Genomic DNA, 16,517 nt, shown 5'->3' on the forward strand with positions numbered 1-16,517 from the left:
GGCCCCGACCCGCCCGCCGAGCCCGAAGGCCCCCACTTCCCGCCAAAGGAGCACAACCATGCAGGTGTACGACACGACGCTGCGCGACGGGGCCCAGCGTGAGGCGATCAGCTACTCGGTCGTGGACAAGCTCGCGGTCGCGCGGCTGCTCGACGAGTTCGGCGTCGGGTTCATCGAAGGCGGGTGGCCGGGGGCCATGCCGAAGGACACCGAGTTCTTCCGCCGGGCGCGCACGGAGCTCAACCTCAAACACGCGGTGTTCGTCGCGTTCGGCGCCACCCGCAAGGCGGGCGTGCGCGTCCAGGACGACCCCCAGGTCCGGGCGCTGCTGGAGGCCGAGACCCCCGCCGTGACGCTCGTGGCCAAGTCGGACATCCGCCACGTGGAGCGCGCGCTGCGCACGACGCGCGAGGAGAACCTCGCGATGGTCCGCGACACCGTGGAGTACTTCGTCTCCGAGGGCCGCCGGGTCTTCCTCGACTGCGAGCACTTCTTCGACGGGTACCGCTTCGACCCCGACTACACCGCGTCCGTCGCCGCGGCCGCGCTCGCCGCCGGCGCCGAGGCCGCCGTCATGTGCGACACCAACGGCGGCATGCTGCCCTCCCTGATCACCCGCACGGTCGCCGAGGTCAAGGACCGGCTCGCGGTCGCGCTCGGGGTCAGCGCGGAGGAGGCCGTGGCCCGGCTCGGCATCCACTGCCAGAACGACACGTCGTGCGCGGTCGCGAACACCGTCGCCGCGGTCGAGGCCGGCGTCCCGCACTTCCAGTGCACCGCCAACGGCTACGGCGAGCGCCCCGGCAACGCCGACCTGTTCGCCGTCGTCGGCAACCTGCAGCTCAAGCTCGGCATGCCCGTCCTACCGGAGGGGTGCATCGAGCAGATGGTGCGCGTCTCGCACTCCATCGCCGAGATCGCCAACATCGCACCCGACACCCACCAGGCCTACGTCGGGTCGTCAGCGTTCGCTCACAAGGCGGGCCTGCACGCGAGCGCGATCAAAGTGGATCCCGTGCTCTACAACCACATCGACCCGGTCGTCGTGGGCAACGACATGCGGATCCTGGTCACCGAGATGGCCGGCCGGGCCAGCATCGAGCTCAAGGCGCGCGAGCTCGGCGTTGACCTGGCCGGCAACCCCGAGGCCCTGTCGCGGGTCACGAACCGGGTCAAGGAGCTCGAGGCCCGCGGCTGGTCCTTCGAGGCCGCCGACGCCTCGTTCGAGCTGCTCGCCCGGGCCGAGCTGGCCGGGGGAGCGCTGCCGAAGCCGTTCGCGCTGGAGTCGTACCGGGTGCTGGTCGAGCACCGCGAGGACGGCGCCGTCGTGTCGGAGGCGACCGTGAAGGTCCGCGTCCGCGGCGAGCGGGTCATCGCCACCGCCGAGGGCAACGGCCCCGTCAACGCGCTCGACGAGGCGCTGCGGGTCGCCCTCACCCGCCACTACCCGGAGCTGGGCCGCTTCCAGCTCGCCGACTACAAGGTGCGCATCCTCGAGGGCAGCCACGGCACCGGCGCGGTGACCCGGGTGCTCGTGGAGACCCACGCGACCGGGGACGACTGGACCACCGTCGGCGTGCACGAGAACGTCGTCGAGGCCAGCTGGCAGGCGCTGGTCGACGCGCTGACCTACGGCCTTTCGCACGCGGTCCGCGTCTGAGGCGTTCTTCGCCCTTGACACCGCGGACACGGCTAGGGCGGTCCCTCCGGCCGAAGGCCCTCGGGACCGCCCTTTTGTCTGGCGGGAGCAACGGTCAGCTACTGACGCGGACCCGAGCCATGATCTATGGGCATTTGCTCTGTTTGTAGGCGGCGAGGGCGGCGGCGTCGGGCTCGAAACGCCAGAGCCCGTTCTGGTACCTCACCGTGCTCTGCCCCGTCGTCTGGCCGGTCCCGGCGGCGGGGCTGTGCGTCCACTTGATCGTCGCCGTCGAGTCGTCCACCGGCGTCACGCCCGTGACCTGGTACTCGCCCTGCTGCCCGGTGCAGGTGGCGACCAGGTCGATGTACGCGTCCTTGCCGATCGCCGACTTGGCGCTGTCGGTCCACAGGTCATAGGCGCCGGCCCAGTCGCCGTCCGACAGGTTGTCGAACACCTGCTCGGCCGTCACCTGCGCCGACTGCGCGTCCTGCGGCTGCGCGGTCACCTCCACCGTCGGCCGGTCCGACGCGGGGTCCGCCTTGCCGTCCTGCTTGTCCGAGCAGGCGACCGCCGCGCCCAGCACCAGCGGGACGGCAATGGCGAGCGCGAGGCCGCGAAACGTACGTGTCACCCATCCGCTCCAACGTGGTCTTCACTCGGGCGGGGGCCCGATCCGTACGTGAAGGTACTCCCGGCCAACGAACCGCGTATAGCCGGAGGTACGCCTTCGGTACGTTCGGCCGGTATCAGCCCTTCGGCAGGATGAGTTCGGCGAAGACCGCTTTGTGGTCGCTGTCGGGTATGCGGTGCACGGACACCTTCCGAACGCCCACCCGCTTGTCCGCCACCACGTGGTCCAGGACCACGCCGGGGATGAACCAGCGCTCGTCGAAGGGCCACGACGCCGCGAACCCGGCCCCCGCGACGTCCGCGGCGTCCCGGTAGCCCTTGTCCAGCACCGCCCGGAACTTCTCGTGGTCCAGCGTCGCGTTGAAGTCGCCGATGAGCAGGTTCACCGCACCCTCCGGCGTCGCGGCCGGCTCCTGCACGATGTCGTGCTCCCAGCACGCCGCCCCGTGCGCGTCCGAGGGCGCGCACGGGTGCACCGACTCGACCCGCACGTCCGCCGCGCCCGGCACCGCCACGCCCGCCTGGGCCTGGCCGAAGTCGCTCGGGAAGTGGCGGTAGCCGAGGTCGGTCACCGGGAAACGGCTGTAGACCGCGGAGCCGGTCACGCCCGGGCGCGGGTACGACACCGCGTTGGGCAGCATCGCGTCCAGCCCCGCGGTGTTCAGCGCGGCCCTGGCCTCCGGCGTGTACTCCTGCAGCGCCACCAGGTCCACGTGCAGATCCCGCACCAGGCCGACGATCGTGCTCGCGTCCGCGCCGCCCATGAGCATGTTGACGCTCAGCACCCGCAGCCCCGGCCCGTCCTGCGGCCCCGGGTCGCTGTCGGCGATCCAGCGCGGCAGCACGCAGGCCGCGAGCGCGACGGTCGCGACGGCGGTGATGACGGCCGGCCAGACCCGCTTCGTCAGCAGCGCGACGACGAGCGGGACGAGCGACGCGGCCGCGACGTAGGGCGTGAAGGCGATGAGCTGGACGGCCGGGAAGCCGCTGTCGAGCCCGAGGAGGCGCAGCGCGGCCCAGGCCACGAACGGCACCGCCAGCAGCCACATCACGATGCTCCACGACCGGCTGCGCCGCTTGACCGGCTTCTCGGGCAGCAACGGCAGGGTGTCCTGCGTGGTGGCCATTCCATCAGGGTAGGGCAGCGGCGCAAGGGCCAGACGCGCCCGGGCGCGCCCGGATGGCACTAGGCTCGGCAACCGTGCACCCGGTGATCATGCGGATCGGCCCGGTGGCGATCCTGTCCCACGACGTGTTCGTGGCGCTCGGTGTCGGGATCGCCGCCCTCGTGCTGCTCCGGGAGATCCGCCGGCGCCGGGCCGAGGACGAGCGCCTCTGGTACGTGCTGGCCGGCGCCCTCGTCGGCGGGGCGATCCTCGCGCGGCTGGGCACCTGGGCACAGCACCTCGACCCGCGCGACAACGCCCCGTTGCTGGAGCAGTGGGCGTACGGCAACCGCAGCATCCTCTCCGGGCTCCTCGGCGCCTACCTGGGCGCCCTGCTCGGCAAGCGGATCGGCGGGTACCCGCACAAGACGGGCAACCTCTTCGCCCCCGCCGTCGCCGCGGGCATGGCGGTCGGCCGGATCGGCTGCCTGCTGGCCGAGCCGCCGGGCACCCCGACGCGCCTGCCCTGGGGCATCCGGCTCGACGAGGCGCAGGCCGCGGCCGTGCACGTGCCCGCCGGCGTGCCGCTGCACCCCTCGTTCGTCTACGAGATCCTGTTCCACCTGGCCGCGTTCGCCGCCATCGTCGCCCTGCGCGAGCGGGTCACCGCGCCCGGGCGCATGTTCACGTACTACCTCGCCGCGTACGCCGCGTTCCGCTTCGGCGTCGAGTTCGTGCGCGGCAACGAGGTCGTGTGGGCGGGCCTGACCCGCTCGCAGCTGTTCCTGCTGGCCCTGCTGCCCCTGACCCTGGGGCGCTTCGTCTGGTCCCACAAGCGCGTGGAGGCGACATGAGCGGTCCGCAGCGCAGCCGAGGGGCCGAACACGGGGCCGGCTCATGGCGCCGGAGCGAAACGGAGGCGTCATGAGCTTCACCGTCCCGCCCCCGCCGCCCATGCCGGGGCCCGACCGCCCCATCCGGCCCGGGCGCGTGTTCGCCGGCATCGGCATCGTGTTCGGCGCGCAGCTCGTCGCCGTGCTGATCGGCGTCGGCGCGGTCGCGGTGGGCAACACCGGCTCCGACCCGAACAGCGGCCTGATCGGCGTGTGGCTGGAGATCGCGCTGCAGGTCGCGCTGTTCGCCGCCTGCCTCACCTTCGGCATCGTCTGGATCGTGCGCAAGGACCGCGGCATCGGCCTGGGCCTGCTCATCGGATGGGGCGCCAGCGTCCTGCTCTGCCCCGTCGTCGGCATCGGCGTGTGCCTCGCCGTCCTGCACCAAGGACACCTATGACCTCCTCCGGAATGCCACTGCGCGGCGACCGCATCCACCGCTACGTCAACGCGTTCTGCCCCTCCTGCGCGTCCGAGCGGCCGGATCGTCCGCTGGAGACCGTTCAGCGCCTCTCGGGCTGGCTCGCGGAGCGCGACGGGCGGATCTGGCTCGAGCGCGGCTGCCCCTCGCACGGGCTGGTGCGCACCCTCTACGACGAGGAGCCGCAGATCCTGCGGTACCTCGAGCGCTGGACCGCCCCCACGAAGACCCACGTGCCCGACCTGGCCGGCAACTTCGCCCCGGTCCCGTCGGCCTACCTCGCCGGGCTGCCGGAGATGCAGACCCAGCACACCTGCATCCTGCTCGCCGACCTCACCGACAGCTGCAACCTGCGCTGCCCGACCTGCTTCACCGACTCCTCGCCCGCCATCGAGGGCGCCGTGCCGCTCGCCGACGTGCTCGCCGGCGTCGACACGAAGCTGTCGCGGGAGAACGGCCGCATCGACGTGCTCATGCTCTCCGGCGGGGAGCCGACCCTCTATCCGTGGCTCGCCGAGCTGCTCGACGAGGTCGGCCGGCGCAACGTCGTGCGGGTCCTCGTCAACTCCAACGGCGTGCGGATCGCCCGCGACGACGCGCTGCTGGACCTCCTCACCGAGCACCGGGAGCGGGTCGAGGTCTACCTGCAGTACGACGGCGTGTCCGAGCGCGCCGCCCGCCACCACCGCGGCGCCGACCTGCGCCGGCTCAAGGACCAGGCCGTGGAGCGCCTCTCCGCGCGCGGCATCTTCACCACGCTCACCATGACCTGCGCGCTCGGCGTGAACGACGACGAGATCGGCGCGGTCGTGAAGCGGGCGCTGGACACCCCGTACGTCGGCGGCGTCTCCCTGCAGCCCCAGTTCGGCTCCGGCCGCTCGGGCCCGATCGACCCGATGGACCGGCTCACCCACACCGGCGTCCTCGCGCGGCTCGGCCCGCAGACCGGCGACCTGGTCACCTGGCGCGACCTCACGGCGCTGCCCTGCTCGCACCCGCACTGCTGCTCGGTCGGGTACATGCTGCGCGACGACGCGGGCCAGTGGCAGTCGATGACCAAGCTCATCGGCCACGACCGGCTGCTGGAGTTCCTCGACCTCGCGCCCGACCTCGTCGCCAACCGCATCGCCGACGTCCAGCTCCCCGCGGCCCTGCGCGGCGCGGTCAAGGACTCGCTGCTCGGGCTGCTCTCGGAGCAGTCGTCGCTGTCCCACCCGGACGTGGGCGACCTGTGGCGTGACATCTGCGAGAACTGCGACCTGGGCATCTCGACGCTCACGACGCTCGTCTCGGCGTCGCTGCCGGGCGGCCGCCGGCGGCTGCGCAAGATGCTGGGGGAGCGGGTCAAGCGCATCACCGTCAAGCCCTTCATGGACATGCACACGATGATCGAGGAGCGGCTGCTGCAGTGCTGCGTGCACGTCGCGACCCGCCGCACCGGCGAGTCCGGGCCGCAGGACCAGTGCGCGCCGTTCTGCGCCGTGCAGGCCTGGCCCGCGCTGTCCGCCCAGCGCCTGCCACGCGCGGCCGCGCGATGACGGAGCAGCCCTACGATCCGCTGCGGCTGTGTGTGTACGCCACGATCGCGGCCCTGGCGTGGCTCCTCGGGCCGATCGCGGTGGTGGGCTTCGCGCTGCTCGGGTTCGCCGGGTACGTGCGGGCGCGCCGCCGCGGCCTCACACGGTCCAAGTGCGTGCTGCGCGACACCCGCCTCGTCCTGGCCTACCTCGGCGTCCTGGCGCTGGCCGGCTTCGTGGCGATCGGCTGGCGGGTGTACCACCTCCTCGCCTGACCGTCCGCGCAGGTCTACGGTTGGCATCTGTGAGTGATCTCCCGCCCGCCCCGGTGCCCGGCTGGTTGCGCCGCACGGAGGCGGAGCAGCGCTGGCCCGCCGCGCTCGTCATCGCGATCGCCATCGTCATCCACCTGGTGTTGCCCGCCGACCTCGCGCCGCGCCCGCGCTGGCTGCTGCCCGGCCTGGAGGGCGCCGCGCTGCTCGTGATCGTCGTCGTCAACCCGCTGCGCATCAACCGCGAGACCCGCGTCCTGCGCCCCCTCGCGCTCGGCCTCGTCGCGCTGCTGACCGTCGTCACCGCCTGGTCGGTGTGGCTGCTCGTCCGGGCGCTGTTCGAGAAGCACCAGAGCGAGCTGCCCCCCGCCCACCTGCTGCTGTGGGGCGCCGCGATCTGGCTCACCAACGTGATCGTGTTCGCCCTGTGGTTCTGGGAGATCGACCGCGGCGGTCCCGCCGCCCGCGCGGACGCGGACACCCCCCACCCCGACCTGCTGTTCACCCAGATGCAGGTGCCGGACCTAGCGCCCCACGACTGGGAGCCCGGCTTCTTCGACTACCTCTACGTCGCCTTCACCAACGCGACCGCGTTCAGCCCGACGGACACGATGCCGATGACCGTGCGGGCCAAGCTGCTGATGCTGGCCGAGTCCGTGGTCTCCCTGGTCACGGTCCTGCTGGTGGTGGCCCGGGCCGTGAACGTCATCGGCGGCTGAGGGATGCGCCCGCCGGACGTCCACGAGCACCTCACCTGCGTGGCCGCGCCCGCCACGTGGCTGTCGCCGCCCTCGGGCACCCTGTCCGGCGGCGCCGACGGCCTCTACGTGGAGGACCGCCGGGTGCTGTCGCACTGGCGCGTGACGGTCGACGGCGCCGAGCCCGTGGCGTCGGAGGCGCACCGGACGGGTGCCGCGTCGGCGCGTTTTTCCGCGGTAGTGGACGGTTCCGCCCTGACCCTGCGGCGCGACCGGCTGGCGGAGCCGACGGGCGCAACGGAGACCATCACGCTGGCCAACGCCGCTTCGGAGCCGCTCACGGTCACGGTGAGGGTGCAGGCCGCGACCGATTTCGCACCGCTGGGCGTCGTCCGCGCGGGCGGCGTCGCCGACGTGACCGGCACCGTCTCGCCCGAGCTCGAATGGCGTTCGGCCGATGGCATGTCGGTCCGGATCGAGGCGACGCCGCCGGCGGCCGTGACGACCGCGGGCACGGAGGCGACGCTGCAGTGGCGGGCGGTCGTGCCCCCGGGCGCCGGCTGGTCCGCCGAACTGCGCGTGACCCGCACCGACATCCCGCCGATCGCGCGGCCCAAGCGGTTCAGCACCCTGCGCGTGGCCGCCGAGGACCCTCGCCTGGACGCGCTCGTGCGCACCGGCGTGCAGGACCTCGACGCGCTGCGCCGCACCGAGGGCGCGGACGCGTACTACGCCGCCGGCAGCCCCTGGTTCCTGACCCTCTTCGGCCGCGACGCCCTGTGGTCCGCCCGCCTGGCCCTCCCGCTCGGCCACGACGTCGCCGCCGGCACCCTGCGCGCCCTCGCGGACCGCCAGGGCGCCGCCGACGACCCGGCGACGGAGGAGGAGCCGGGCCGCATCCTGCACGAGCTGCGCCGCGCCGACAGCGCCCCGAGCTTCCCCCCGACCTACTACGGCACGGTCGACGCCACCCCGCTCTTCGTGAGCACCCTCGCCGAGGCCTACCGCTGGGGCATGCCCGCCGCGGCGGTCCGCGCCCTGCTGCCGAACGTCCGCCGCGCCCTGGCCTGGCTGCGGCGCCACGACGGCTTCATCACCCACTCGACCGGCGGCCCCGGCCTGTCCAACCAGGGCTGGAAGGACTCGGCGGAGGCCATCCAGCACGCGGACGGCCGCGCGGCGCGGGGGCCGATCGCGTTGAGCGAGGTGCAGGCGTATGCGTACCGTGCCGCCCTCGACGGCGCCTGGCTCATCGAGCAGTTCTCGGACGGCGCGCCTCCCCGCCCGGCGTCGTCGCGGCTCGCCGGCGCGGTGGGGCCCCTTGCCGGGTTGGCCAGCCTGGATGCGTGGCTCGCGGAGGGGGCCGGCACGGGCTCGGACCCTGCGCGCCCGGCCGCCTTGGACGCGGACGCGGGCGGCTCCGGAGCCGAGTCCGCGGCGGACGAGGCGAAGCGGTGGCGGGCCTGGGCGGACGACCTGAGCGCCCGCTTCCGGGCGGCGTTCTGGTGCCCCGGCGGGTATCCGGCGATCGCCCTGGACGGCGACGGCCACCCGGTCGACCTGGTGGCGTCGAACATGGGCCATCTGCTGGGCACCGGGCTGCTGACGCCGCAGGAGAGCGCCACCGTGGCCGGGCACCTGGCGGGGCTGCGCTCGCCGTTCGGAATCCGCACGGCGTCGCCGGCCTCGGCCGCGTACGACCCCCTCGCCTATCACGTCGGCTCCGTCTGGCCCCACGACAACGCGATCGCCCTGCTGGGCCTGGCGCGCGACGGCCACCGCGCGGAGGCGTCGGCGGTGATCACGGCCCTGCTGGCCGCGGCGGAGCGGTTCGAGTACCGGTTGCCGGAGCTGTACGGCGGCGACGACCGGCCCACGCCGTACCCGGTCGCCTGCCGCCCCCAGGCCTGGGCCGCCGCCGCGGCGCCCGCGATCCTGATCGCCCTGCTGGGCCTGGACGTCGACGTACCCGCCGGCCGCATCACGTTCGCCCCGCTCGCCCCGTCCCCGGTCGGCGCGTACCGCGTCCGGGGCCTGAAGGTCGCCGACGGCGAACTGGACGTGAGCGTCACGGCCGCGGGGGAGGTGACGGTCCACAATGGACCAGTCGGCGTGACGTTCCACGACGCCGACGGGCGCCCGGCCCGGATCGCCCGCCCGACCTAGCGCCTGCGTGCCTCCGCGGCGGCCCGAGCGTCAGCCGGCGCGCGGAGGCGTCAGGCGCAGGATGGTACCGCTGCCGTCGTCGCTGATCAGGAGCGTCCCATCGGTGTCGACCGCCGCGTCCACGGGCCGTCCCCACCACTTCCCGTCCGCGCCCACGAACCCGGTCGCCAGGTCGACGGGGTCGCCCGGGCCGTTCGCCGTCCACGGAATGAACAACACCTTGTAGCCGGCCGGCTTCGTGCGGTTCCACGACCCGTGCAGCGGCACGATCGCCGCGCCGTTGTAGAACGTCAGGCCCAGCGGCGCGCTGTGCGGGGGCAGCCCCAGGTCGATCGGGTCGGCCTTGGCGCAGTCGGCCTTCGAGCCGTCGCGGTTGAGCTCGTAGTCGCGCAGGAAGCCCATGTTGCGCAGGCCGTTGTCGCTGTTCGGGTTGCAGAACGGCCACCCGTAGAAGCCGCCGTCGCGGACCTTGATCATTTCCTCGGGCGGGTAGTCGTCGACGAACTCGGGCATGCGCTTGCCCTTGTCCGACTTGCCGTCGCCGTCGACGTCGCGGTCGTCCGGCACGAGTGTGTTGTCGCGGTTGTTCACGACGACCCAGAGCTCGTCGGAGCCGGGGCGGAAGGCGAGGCCCTCGGCGTTGCGGATGCCGTGGGCGAGCAGGTGCCGCGACGCGTTCGTGCCGCCCGCGGCGTACGTGTAGATCGCCGCCCGCTGCGGGTCGCTCTCGGTGTCCGAGACGCAGGCGTTGCACGTGGAGGCGATCGAGACGTACAGCGTCTGGCCGTGCACGGCGATGTTCTTGAGCACGTGCGCGTAGGTGCCGCGCAGCTCCGGCGTGCTGGTGTCGGGCAGCCCGTCGACGACGACCTCGCCGTGGGCCGCCTTCGTGTCGCCGTTGGTGTACGGGTACCGCACGACACGGTTCGACTCGGCGATGAACAGGAACGTCTGCCCGTTGACCGGTGCGAACACCATGTCGTGGGGCTGGCGCAGGCCCGTCGCGAACTCCGACACCGCGCCCGCGCGCACGAGCTGCACCTTTCCGGCGCCCGGCTGGGAGACCAGCAGGTCCCCGCTCGGCGTCAGGGCCATGAAGCGGGCCTTGTCGACCCGCGCGTAGACGGACGCCTTCCAGCCGGTGGGCAGCTGCAGGTACCGGTCCTGGTTGAACGGCGCGGCCCCGAGCCCGGGCGGCACGTCGACCTTGACCCGGGTCGGCGCCCCGAGCGCCGGCGGGGCGGCGGTGCCGTACGCGCCCGCGGTCCCCGGTCGCGTGGTCGCGGGCTCGGCCGACCCGCCGGGCGCGTCCGTGCACGCGGCGAGGGGCAGTGAGCAGGCGAGCAGCAGAGCGGCGAGCTTGCGCATGGCCCCGACGCTACCCCTTCGTAAACTTGTACGGTGCAGCTCACCGTTCTGGACCGGCCGACCTGGGAGGCCCGCCGCGCCGCCCACGAGGCGCGCGTGGACGCGTGGATCGAGCCGCACCTCGCCCGCCGCCGGCTCGGGCGCAAGCACCCGGTCGAGGACTTCCTGTTCACGTACTACTCCTACCGGCCCGCCCAGCTGCGCCGCTGGCACCCGGGCGCGGGCGTGGAGCTCGCCGGCTCGGGCGCGGAGGCGGCGACCGTGCCGGCCCGCCGCGCGGAGGCGATCGCGTGGATCCGTGACCTGCTCGTCGCCACCGCCGCCCGGACGCCGCACCTGGGGTGCTTCGGGCTGCACGAGTGGGCGATGGTGTACCGCCAAACCCAGGACGAAGTGCGGCACAACGCGTGGCCGCTGCGCCTGGGCCCGGCCGGCACCGACGCGGTCGTCGAGGGTAGCCGGATCCGGTGCAGCCACTACGACGCGTATCGCTTCTACACCGCCCCCGCGCGCCCGCTGAACCTGCTCCGGCCGACCCGCGAGTCCCAGACGGCCAACGAGCAGCCCGGCTGCCTGCACGCGAACATGGATCTCTACAAGCACGCCTACAAGATGTCCCCGCTCGTGCCCGCCGAGCTCATCGCCGACTGCTTCGAGCTCGCCCGCGACGTGCGCACGCTCGACATGCGCGCCTCCCCCTACGACCTGGCCGACCTCGGCTACGAGCCGGTGCGCATCGAGACCCCCGACGGCCGCGCCCGCTACGTCGAGGCGCAGCGCTCCTTCGCCGAGCGGGCCGCACCGCTGCGGGCGCGCCTGATCGCCGAGTGCGAGAGGCTCCTGGAGGCCGTCGCCGACTGACCGCCGGGAGGAGTCCGGGCGCGGGCGCCTGGTGTATAAGTCGGGTTCATGTTCTGGCGGGAACTCGGATCCGGGGAGTGGCGATGAGTGAGGTACGGCGGCGCTTGGGGCCCTTGCTGGGCATGTGGGACACCGTCGCCACCGTGAACGGCAAGGTCACCATGCGCGGCTGGGCGAGTTTCGCGTGGGCGGACGACGGGGAGTTCCTCGTGCAGCGCGCGGACGCGGACCCGCCGGGCGACGAGGCGCTGCGCGAGTGGATCGAGAACTCGCCCTTCCCGACGACGTCGCTGATCGGCTACGACGACGGCAGCAAGACCTTCACGATGCTGTACTCCGACGCGCGCGGCGTGCTGCGGGCCTACGGCATGGACGTCGACGGCGGCATGTGGCGCATCTGGCGCGCGGCCGAGGGCTTCAACCAGCGCTTCACCGGCACCATCGCCGCGGACGGCAAGCGCATCGACGCGTACTGGGAGATGTCCCAGGACGGCCTCACGTGGTCCAAGGACTTCGACCTGACCTACACGCGCGGCTGAGCGGGCTCCCAGCCGCGCAGAGCCTCGCCACAGCAGCACCCTGCTACCTCCGCTTCGACGGCGCGCCCGCGCGGGAGCCGGCCTCGTTCGGCCACCTACCCGCGCGCGGCGGTGACGAGACGGTGCGTCCGCGCGGGGGCGCACCGGCCACCGCGGCGATGATCGAGGCTGTCGGCCTCACGAAGCGCTACGGCGATCCTCGGGGCCCGCGGGACGCGGCCGTCGCGTTCGACGTGCCGCCGTCGACGGGCTGTCGTGCACCGTGCGCCCCGGGCCGGTCACCGGATTCCTCGGGCCCGACGGGGCGGGCAAGCCGACCACGATGCGCATGATCGTGCTCTACCCGCTCCCGCGCGTCATCCGTGCGGCTTCTCCAGGGGCCGGCCTGCTTGCAGTTGCCTCGCGCAGCCGGCTTCAGCTGCGCGCCACGAGGCCCGTGACCTCGTCCGCGCACCCCCAGGACAGCGTCACGCCCGCGCCCCCGTGGCCGTAGCAGTGCACGACGCGCGTGCCGCCCGGCAGCCGCTGCGGGTCCACCTCGAGCCGCGGCCCACCCTCCCGCGCGGGCCGCAGCCCGGCCGCCTCCCACAGCGGCCGCACGCCCGCGAGCTCGGGCACGAGTTCGGCACACCGTCGCAGAATCGCGGCCGACGTCGCGGGCTCGGGCGCCTCGTTCCAGTCGCCGGGCTGGAACGTCCCGCCGAGCACGACGTCGCGCGAGCGCGGATGGATGTACGTCATGCCGTCCGGATGCTCCTCATCGCGCACCGACGTCTCGATCCCCGGATTGGCCACGACCACGATCTGCCCCCGGGCCGGAAACATCGCCGCGTCATCCGCGAGCGTCCGCGCGCCCAGCCCGGTCGCGTTGACCACGGTGCCCGCCTGCCCGCCCAGGTCCGCGAGGTGTTCCACGCGCCCGAGCATGATCGTGCCGCCCAGCGCCCGGACGCGCTCGGCCAGCCACGGAAGGTACGCCTCCATCTCCACCGACGGCACCGTGAACCGCCACTCGCCCGGATGCGTCGCGAAGCCGGGCACCGCCGCGGCCCACCACGGCGTGCCGGCGGGCCGGCGCAGCAGCATCCGCGTCGGCCGCGGCGCGACGCCGGCAATGCCGTCACCCGCCTGCGCCATCAACACGTCGTACGTCCTGTGCGCCCACACCAGCACCCGCGGATCAGCCGCGGTGTGCGTGGGGTACCAGACGGCCGCCGCGAGGCGCGACACCGTGCGCAGTGGCTCGTCGGCCGTGACGACCCGCACCCGCGCCCCGGCTTCGAGCAGCCGCACCGCACACGTCAGTCCAATGACCCCGGCACCGACAACAGTCACGTCATCCATGCAGTGCAGGCAACCAGTGGCCGGCCGACTTTGTCCAGGTCGCGCGGGTTATCGCGCGATAAGCCACGCTTATGGCCCGCGAGCGAGGCCGCCTCCGCACACCTGGACCACCCGTCGCGCCCGCCCCTATGCTCGCCCGATGGAACCGCTGGACCTGCGGCGGCTGCGCTACTTCGTGGTGCTGGCCCGGGAGCTGCACTTCACCCACGCGGCCAAGGAGCTGTGCATCGCCCAACCGGCGCTGAGTCAGCAGATCCGCACGCTCGAACGCGAGGTCGGCGCCCGCCTCGTCGAACGCCACCCGAGTGGGTGCTCGCTCACCGCCGTCGGCGAAGTCGTGGCGGCCGAGGCCACGCTGCTGCTCGCGCAGGCCCGGGCCGCGCGGGAGAACATCGACGCGGCCGCGCGGGGGCAGGACGGGCGGATTCGGCTGGCGTACACGCGATCGGCCCGCGGCGGGCGGGTCGACGCGCTGATCGAACGCTTCCGGGCGCAGAACCCGCACGTCGAGGTGCTGCCGGAGACCGGCTGGCACGCGCCGAACGTCGCGGGACTGCTGGCGGGGCGGTACGACGCGGCATTCGTCCGGCCGCCGCTCGACGAGCCCGGCATCCACTGGCGGCTGGTCGACACCGAGGAGCTGCGGCTGGCCCTGCCCTCCGGGCACCGCCTGGCCCGCCTGCGCCGGGTCTCGCGCGAGGAGGTCGCGGGGGAGCCGGCGGTGATGTGGCCGCGCGAGAACGGCCCCGGCATGTTCGACCGCATCGTCGCGCAGGTGTGGCCGTCCGGGTTCAACCTGGTCCGCTACGAGCCGGACGACGAGCAGCTGCTGCGCGCGGTCGCGGCGGGCGGCGTGGTCGCGGCGGTGCCGGAGGGCCGCGCGAAGGCGCTGCGGCTGCGCGGCGTGGTGCTGCGCCGCCTCACCCCGCCGACTCCCACGGTCGACATCGGCCTCGCCTGGAACGTCCGCACCGCGACCCCCGTGGTGCAACGCCTCCTCGCGACGCTGGACGACCTCGGTGAACCGGCTGGCCAAGGCTCGTGATCAGTCCTGGACGAACGCGAGCAGGTCGGCGTTGAACGCGGCCTCGTAGGTGCCGCTGATGCCGTGGGGCGCGCCCGGGTACACCTTCAGGCTCGCGTTCTTGAGCAGCAGCACGGACTTGAGGGCCGCGGCCTGGATCGGCACGATCTGGTCGGCGTCGCCGTGCGCGACGAACACCGGGATGTCGATGCGCTTGAGGTCCTCGGTGAAGTCGGTCTCGGAGAACTCGCGCACGCAGTCGTACGCGGCCTTGAGCCCCGCCTGCATGCTCAGCCGCCAGAACTGTTCGCGCAGGCCGTCCGAGACGTTGCTGCCGGGCCGGTTGGCGCCGTAGAACGGACGGCTCAGCTCCCGGTAGTACTGGGAGCGATCGGCGAGCAACCCGGAGCGGATCTTGTCGAACATGCCGCGCGGAGTGCCCTCGGGGTTGGCGTCGGTCTTGAGCATCAGCGGCGGTACGGCCCCCGCCAGCACCGCCTTCGCCACGCGCGACGTGCCGTGGCGCCCGAGGTACCGGGTGACCTCGCCGCCGCCGGTGGAGTGCCCGACCAGGATGGCGTCGGTGAGCCCGAGCTGGTCCACCAGCTCGGCGAGGTCGTCGGCGTAGGTGTCCATGTCGTTGCCGGACCACGTCTGCGTGGATCGCCCATGGCCGCGACGATCGTGCGCGACCGCGCGGAAGCCCTGCGACGCGAGCAGCATCATCTGGCTGTCCCAGGCGTCGGCGTTGAGCGGCCAGCCGTGACTGAACACGACCGGGCGGCCGGAGCCCCAGTCCTTGTAGAAGATCTGCGCGCCGTCGGACGTGGCGATGTAGGGCATGACGTCTCCTCGCGAACCGGCTCGGACGGGTCCGTGCTGACCTGCCCGCGATCGGGAGAGCGAACCTCGCCCACCGGGGTGGCCGCGCGGACGCGTGGCCGGCGCACGAGCGTGATGTCGTGCCGGGCATCCGGCCGCGAAGCGGCGAGGCGCCCGCACGGAAGCACCCACGGCCGCGTCTCGCGCACGGCCGCGTCTCGCGCACGGCCGCGTCTCGCGCACGGCCGCGTCTCGCGCACGGCCGCGTCTCGCGCACGGCCGCGTCTCGCGCACGGCCGCGTCTCGCGCACGGCCGCACCTTAAAGGGTGGTCAACCCTACCTGAAGTGAGAGCGCTCCATCGACCAATATTCATAAAGGTTATTTACTGTTAACAATCCTTCCCTTACATTGGGCGGCATCACCCCCCACCGTTGGAAGGAGCGATTGAATGCGTAAAGCGATCGCTGCGGTACCTCTCACGCTGGCCGCCGTGGCCGCCGCACTCCTCGTGACGGCGTCACCCGCGTCCGCGCACGGGTACATCTCCTCACCCCCCAGCCGCCAGGCGATGTGCGCCCAGGGCCGCGTGGCCAACTGCGGCGAGATCGTCTACGAACCGCAGAGCGTCGAAGGTCCGAAGGGCCTGACGAGCTGCAGCGGCGGCAACAGCCGGTTCGCGGAGCTGGACGACCCGAACAAGGGCTGGCCCGCGACGTCGGTCGGCAACACCGTCACGTTCACGTGGGTGTTCACCGCGCGCCACACCACGACGAACTTCGAGTACTTCGTGGGCGGCACCCGCATCGCCAACATCGACGGCGGCAACCGTCAGCCCGACGCGACCGTCTCCCACACGGTGAACCTCGGCGGCCGTACCGGCCGCATCCTGGTGCTGGCCCGCTGGAACATCGCCGACACCGGCAACGCGTTCTACTCGTGCGTCGACCTGCAGGTCGGCACCGGCGGCGGGAACCCGACGCCGACGCCCACCCAGCCGTCGCCGTCGCCGACGCGTCCGAGCCCCTCGCCGTCCACCTCCCCGACCTCGCAGCCGCCGACGGGCACGACCACCTGGGCCGCCGGCACCGCGTACAAGGTCGGCGACCGCGTCACGTACAACGGCGTGACGTACCAGTGCCGCCAGGCGCACACCGCCATCCCCGGCTGGGAACCGCCCAACGTCCCGGCTCTGTGGCAGCGCGTCTGATCATC

Annotated in this window: 16 protein-coding genes; 11 read left to right on the forward strand and 5 right to left on the reverse strand. The window is 73.1% G+C overall.

Annotated features, from left to right (window positions below; translation table 11 throughout):
• Nucleotides 1-58: 58 nt before the first annotated feature.
• The gene (cimA, locus tag ACQP2P_RS06685; protein ID WP_433614052.1) at nt 59-1,660 is read left to right on the forward strand and encodes a citramalate synthase; all 1,602 of its coding nucleotides are present in this window, start codon (nt 59-61) and stop codon (nt 1,658-1,660) included.
• Between the two features lie 124 nt (nt 1,661-1,784).
• Here cimA and ACQP2P_RS06690 read toward each other — a convergent pair whose 3' ends face one another.
• Together ACQP2P_RS06690 and ACQP2P_RS06695 are read right to left on the reverse strand one after the other, a co-directional pair.
• Nucleotides 1,785-2,273 carry a hypothetical protein gene (locus tag ACQP2P_RS06690; protein WP_433614053.1) on the reverse strand — a complete coding sequence of 163 codons (489 nt, stop codon included), beginning with the start codon at nt 2,271-2,273 and terminating at the stop codon, nt 1,785-1,787.
• A gap of 115 nt (nt 2,274-2,388) precedes the next feature.
• Entirely contained in the window at nt 2,389-3,399 is a 1,011-nt protein-coding gene (locus tag ACQP2P_RS06695; protein ID WP_433614054.1) for an endonuclease/exonuclease/phosphatase family protein, read from the reverse strand.
• Between the two features lie 74 nt (nt 3,400-3,473).
• Between ACQP2P_RS06695 and ACQP2P_RS06700 the strand changes: the two genes are divergently transcribed.
• From ACQP2P_RS06700 to ACQP2P_RS06725, 6 genes are all read left to right on the forward strand, one after another.
• The gene (locus ACQP2P_RS06700; protein ID WP_433614055.1) at nt 3,474-4,232 is read left to right on the forward strand and encodes a prolipoprotein diacylglyceryl transferase; all 759 of its coding nucleotides are present in this window, start codon (nt 3,474-3,476) and stop codon (nt 4,230-4,232) included.
• A 70-nt stretch (nt 4,233-4,302) separates the two neighbouring features.
• Nucleotides 4,303-4,671 (forward strand): hypothetical protein, encoded by a 369-nt coding sequence (locus ACQP2P_RS06705; protein ID WP_433614056.1) that lies wholly within the window; start codon nt 4,303-4,305, stop codon nt 4,669-4,671.
• Nucleotides 4,668-6,230, forward strand: coding sequence for a radical SAM protein (locus ACQP2P_RS06710; protein WP_433614057.1), 1,563 nt, complete (start codon nt 4,668-4,670; stop codon nt 6,228-6,230). Before ACQP2P_RS06705 ends, ACQP2P_RS06710 begins: the two co-directional genes overlap by 4 nt.
• Entirely contained in the window at nt 6,227-6,484 is a 258-nt protein-coding gene (locus tag ACQP2P_RS06715) for a hypothetical protein (RefSeq protein WP_433084197.1), read from the forward strand. The genes ACQP2P_RS06710 and ACQP2P_RS06715 overlap by 4 nt, the downstream gene beginning before the upstream one ends.
• Before the next feature lie 29 nt (nt 6,485-6,513).
• Nucleotides 6,514-7,200, forward strand: coding sequence for a hypothetical protein (locus ACQP2P_RS06720; protein ID WP_433614058.1), 687 nt, complete (start codon nt 6,514-6,516; stop codon nt 7,198-7,200).
• Between the two features lie 3 nt (nt 7,201-7,203).
• On the forward strand, nt 7,204-9,345 hold the full coding sequence (locus ACQP2P_RS06725) for a glycogen debranching N-terminal domain-containing protein (protein WP_433614059.1): 2,142 nt from the start codon (nt 7,204-7,206) through the stop codon (nt 9,343-9,345).
• A gap of 30 nt (nt 9,346-9,375) precedes the next feature.
• On the opposite strand, the gene ACQP2P_RS06730 is transcribed toward ACQP2P_RS06725, so the two are convergent.
• A complete protein-coding gene (locus ACQP2P_RS06730; protein WP_433614060.1) occupies nt 9,376-10,713 on the reverse strand; it encodes a PQQ-dependent sugar dehydrogenase in 1,338 nt (445 codons plus the stop codon).
• Nucleotides 10,714-10,746: 33 nt separating this feature from the next.
• On the opposite strand from ACQP2P_RS06730, the gene ACQP2P_RS06735 reads away from it, so the two are divergent.
• Complete coding sequence (locus ACQP2P_RS06735) at nt 10,747-11,574, forward strand: 3-methyladenine DNA glycosylase (protein WP_433614061.1); 828 nt, start codon at nt 10,747-10,749, stop codon at nt 11,572-11,574.
• Between the two features lie 83 nt (nt 11,575-11,657).
• Nucleotides 11,658-12,113 (forward strand): hypothetical protein, encoded by a 456-nt coding sequence (locus tag ACQP2P_RS06740; protein ID WP_433614062.1) that lies wholly within the window; start codon nt 11,658-11,660, stop codon nt 12,111-12,113.
• Nucleotides 12,114-12,527: 414 nt separating this feature from the next.
• On the opposite strand, the gene ACQP2P_RS06745 is transcribed toward ACQP2P_RS06740, so the two are convergent.
• On the reverse strand, nt 12,528-13,457 hold the full coding sequence (locus tag ACQP2P_RS06745; protein ID WP_433614063.1) for an FAD-dependent oxidoreductase: 930 nt from the start codon (nt 13,455-13,457) through the stop codon (nt 12,528-12,530).
• A 139-nt stretch (nt 13,458-13,596) separates the two neighbouring features.
• Between ACQP2P_RS06745 and ACQP2P_RS06750 the strand changes: the two genes are divergently transcribed.
• Complete coding sequence (locus ACQP2P_RS06750; protein WP_433614064.1) at nt 13,597-14,502, forward strand: LysR substrate-binding domain-containing protein; 906 nt, start codon at nt 13,597-13,599, stop codon at nt 14,500-14,502.
• On the opposite strand, the gene ACQP2P_RS06755 is transcribed toward ACQP2P_RS06750, so the two are convergent.
• Entirely contained in the window at nt 14,503-15,324 is an 822-nt protein-coding gene (locus ACQP2P_RS06755) for an alpha/beta fold hydrolase (protein ID WP_433614065.1), read from the reverse strand.
• Nucleotides 15,325-15,753: 429 nt separating this feature from the next.
• Between ACQP2P_RS06755 and ACQP2P_RS06760 the strand changes: the two genes are divergently transcribed.
• The gene (locus ACQP2P_RS06760; RefSeq protein WP_433614066.1) at nt 15,754-16,512 is read left to right on the forward strand and encodes a lytic polysaccharide monooxygenase; all 759 of its coding nucleotides are present in this window, start codon (nt 15,754-15,756) and stop codon (nt 16,510-16,512) included.
• Nucleotides 16,513-16,517: the final 5 nt, after the last annotated feature.

This window comes from Dactylosporangium sp. CA-139114 (genome assembly GCF_050955725.1).
Taxonomy (GTDB): Bacteria; Actinomycetota; Actinomycetes; order Mycobacteriales; family Micromonosporaceae; genus Dactylosporangium.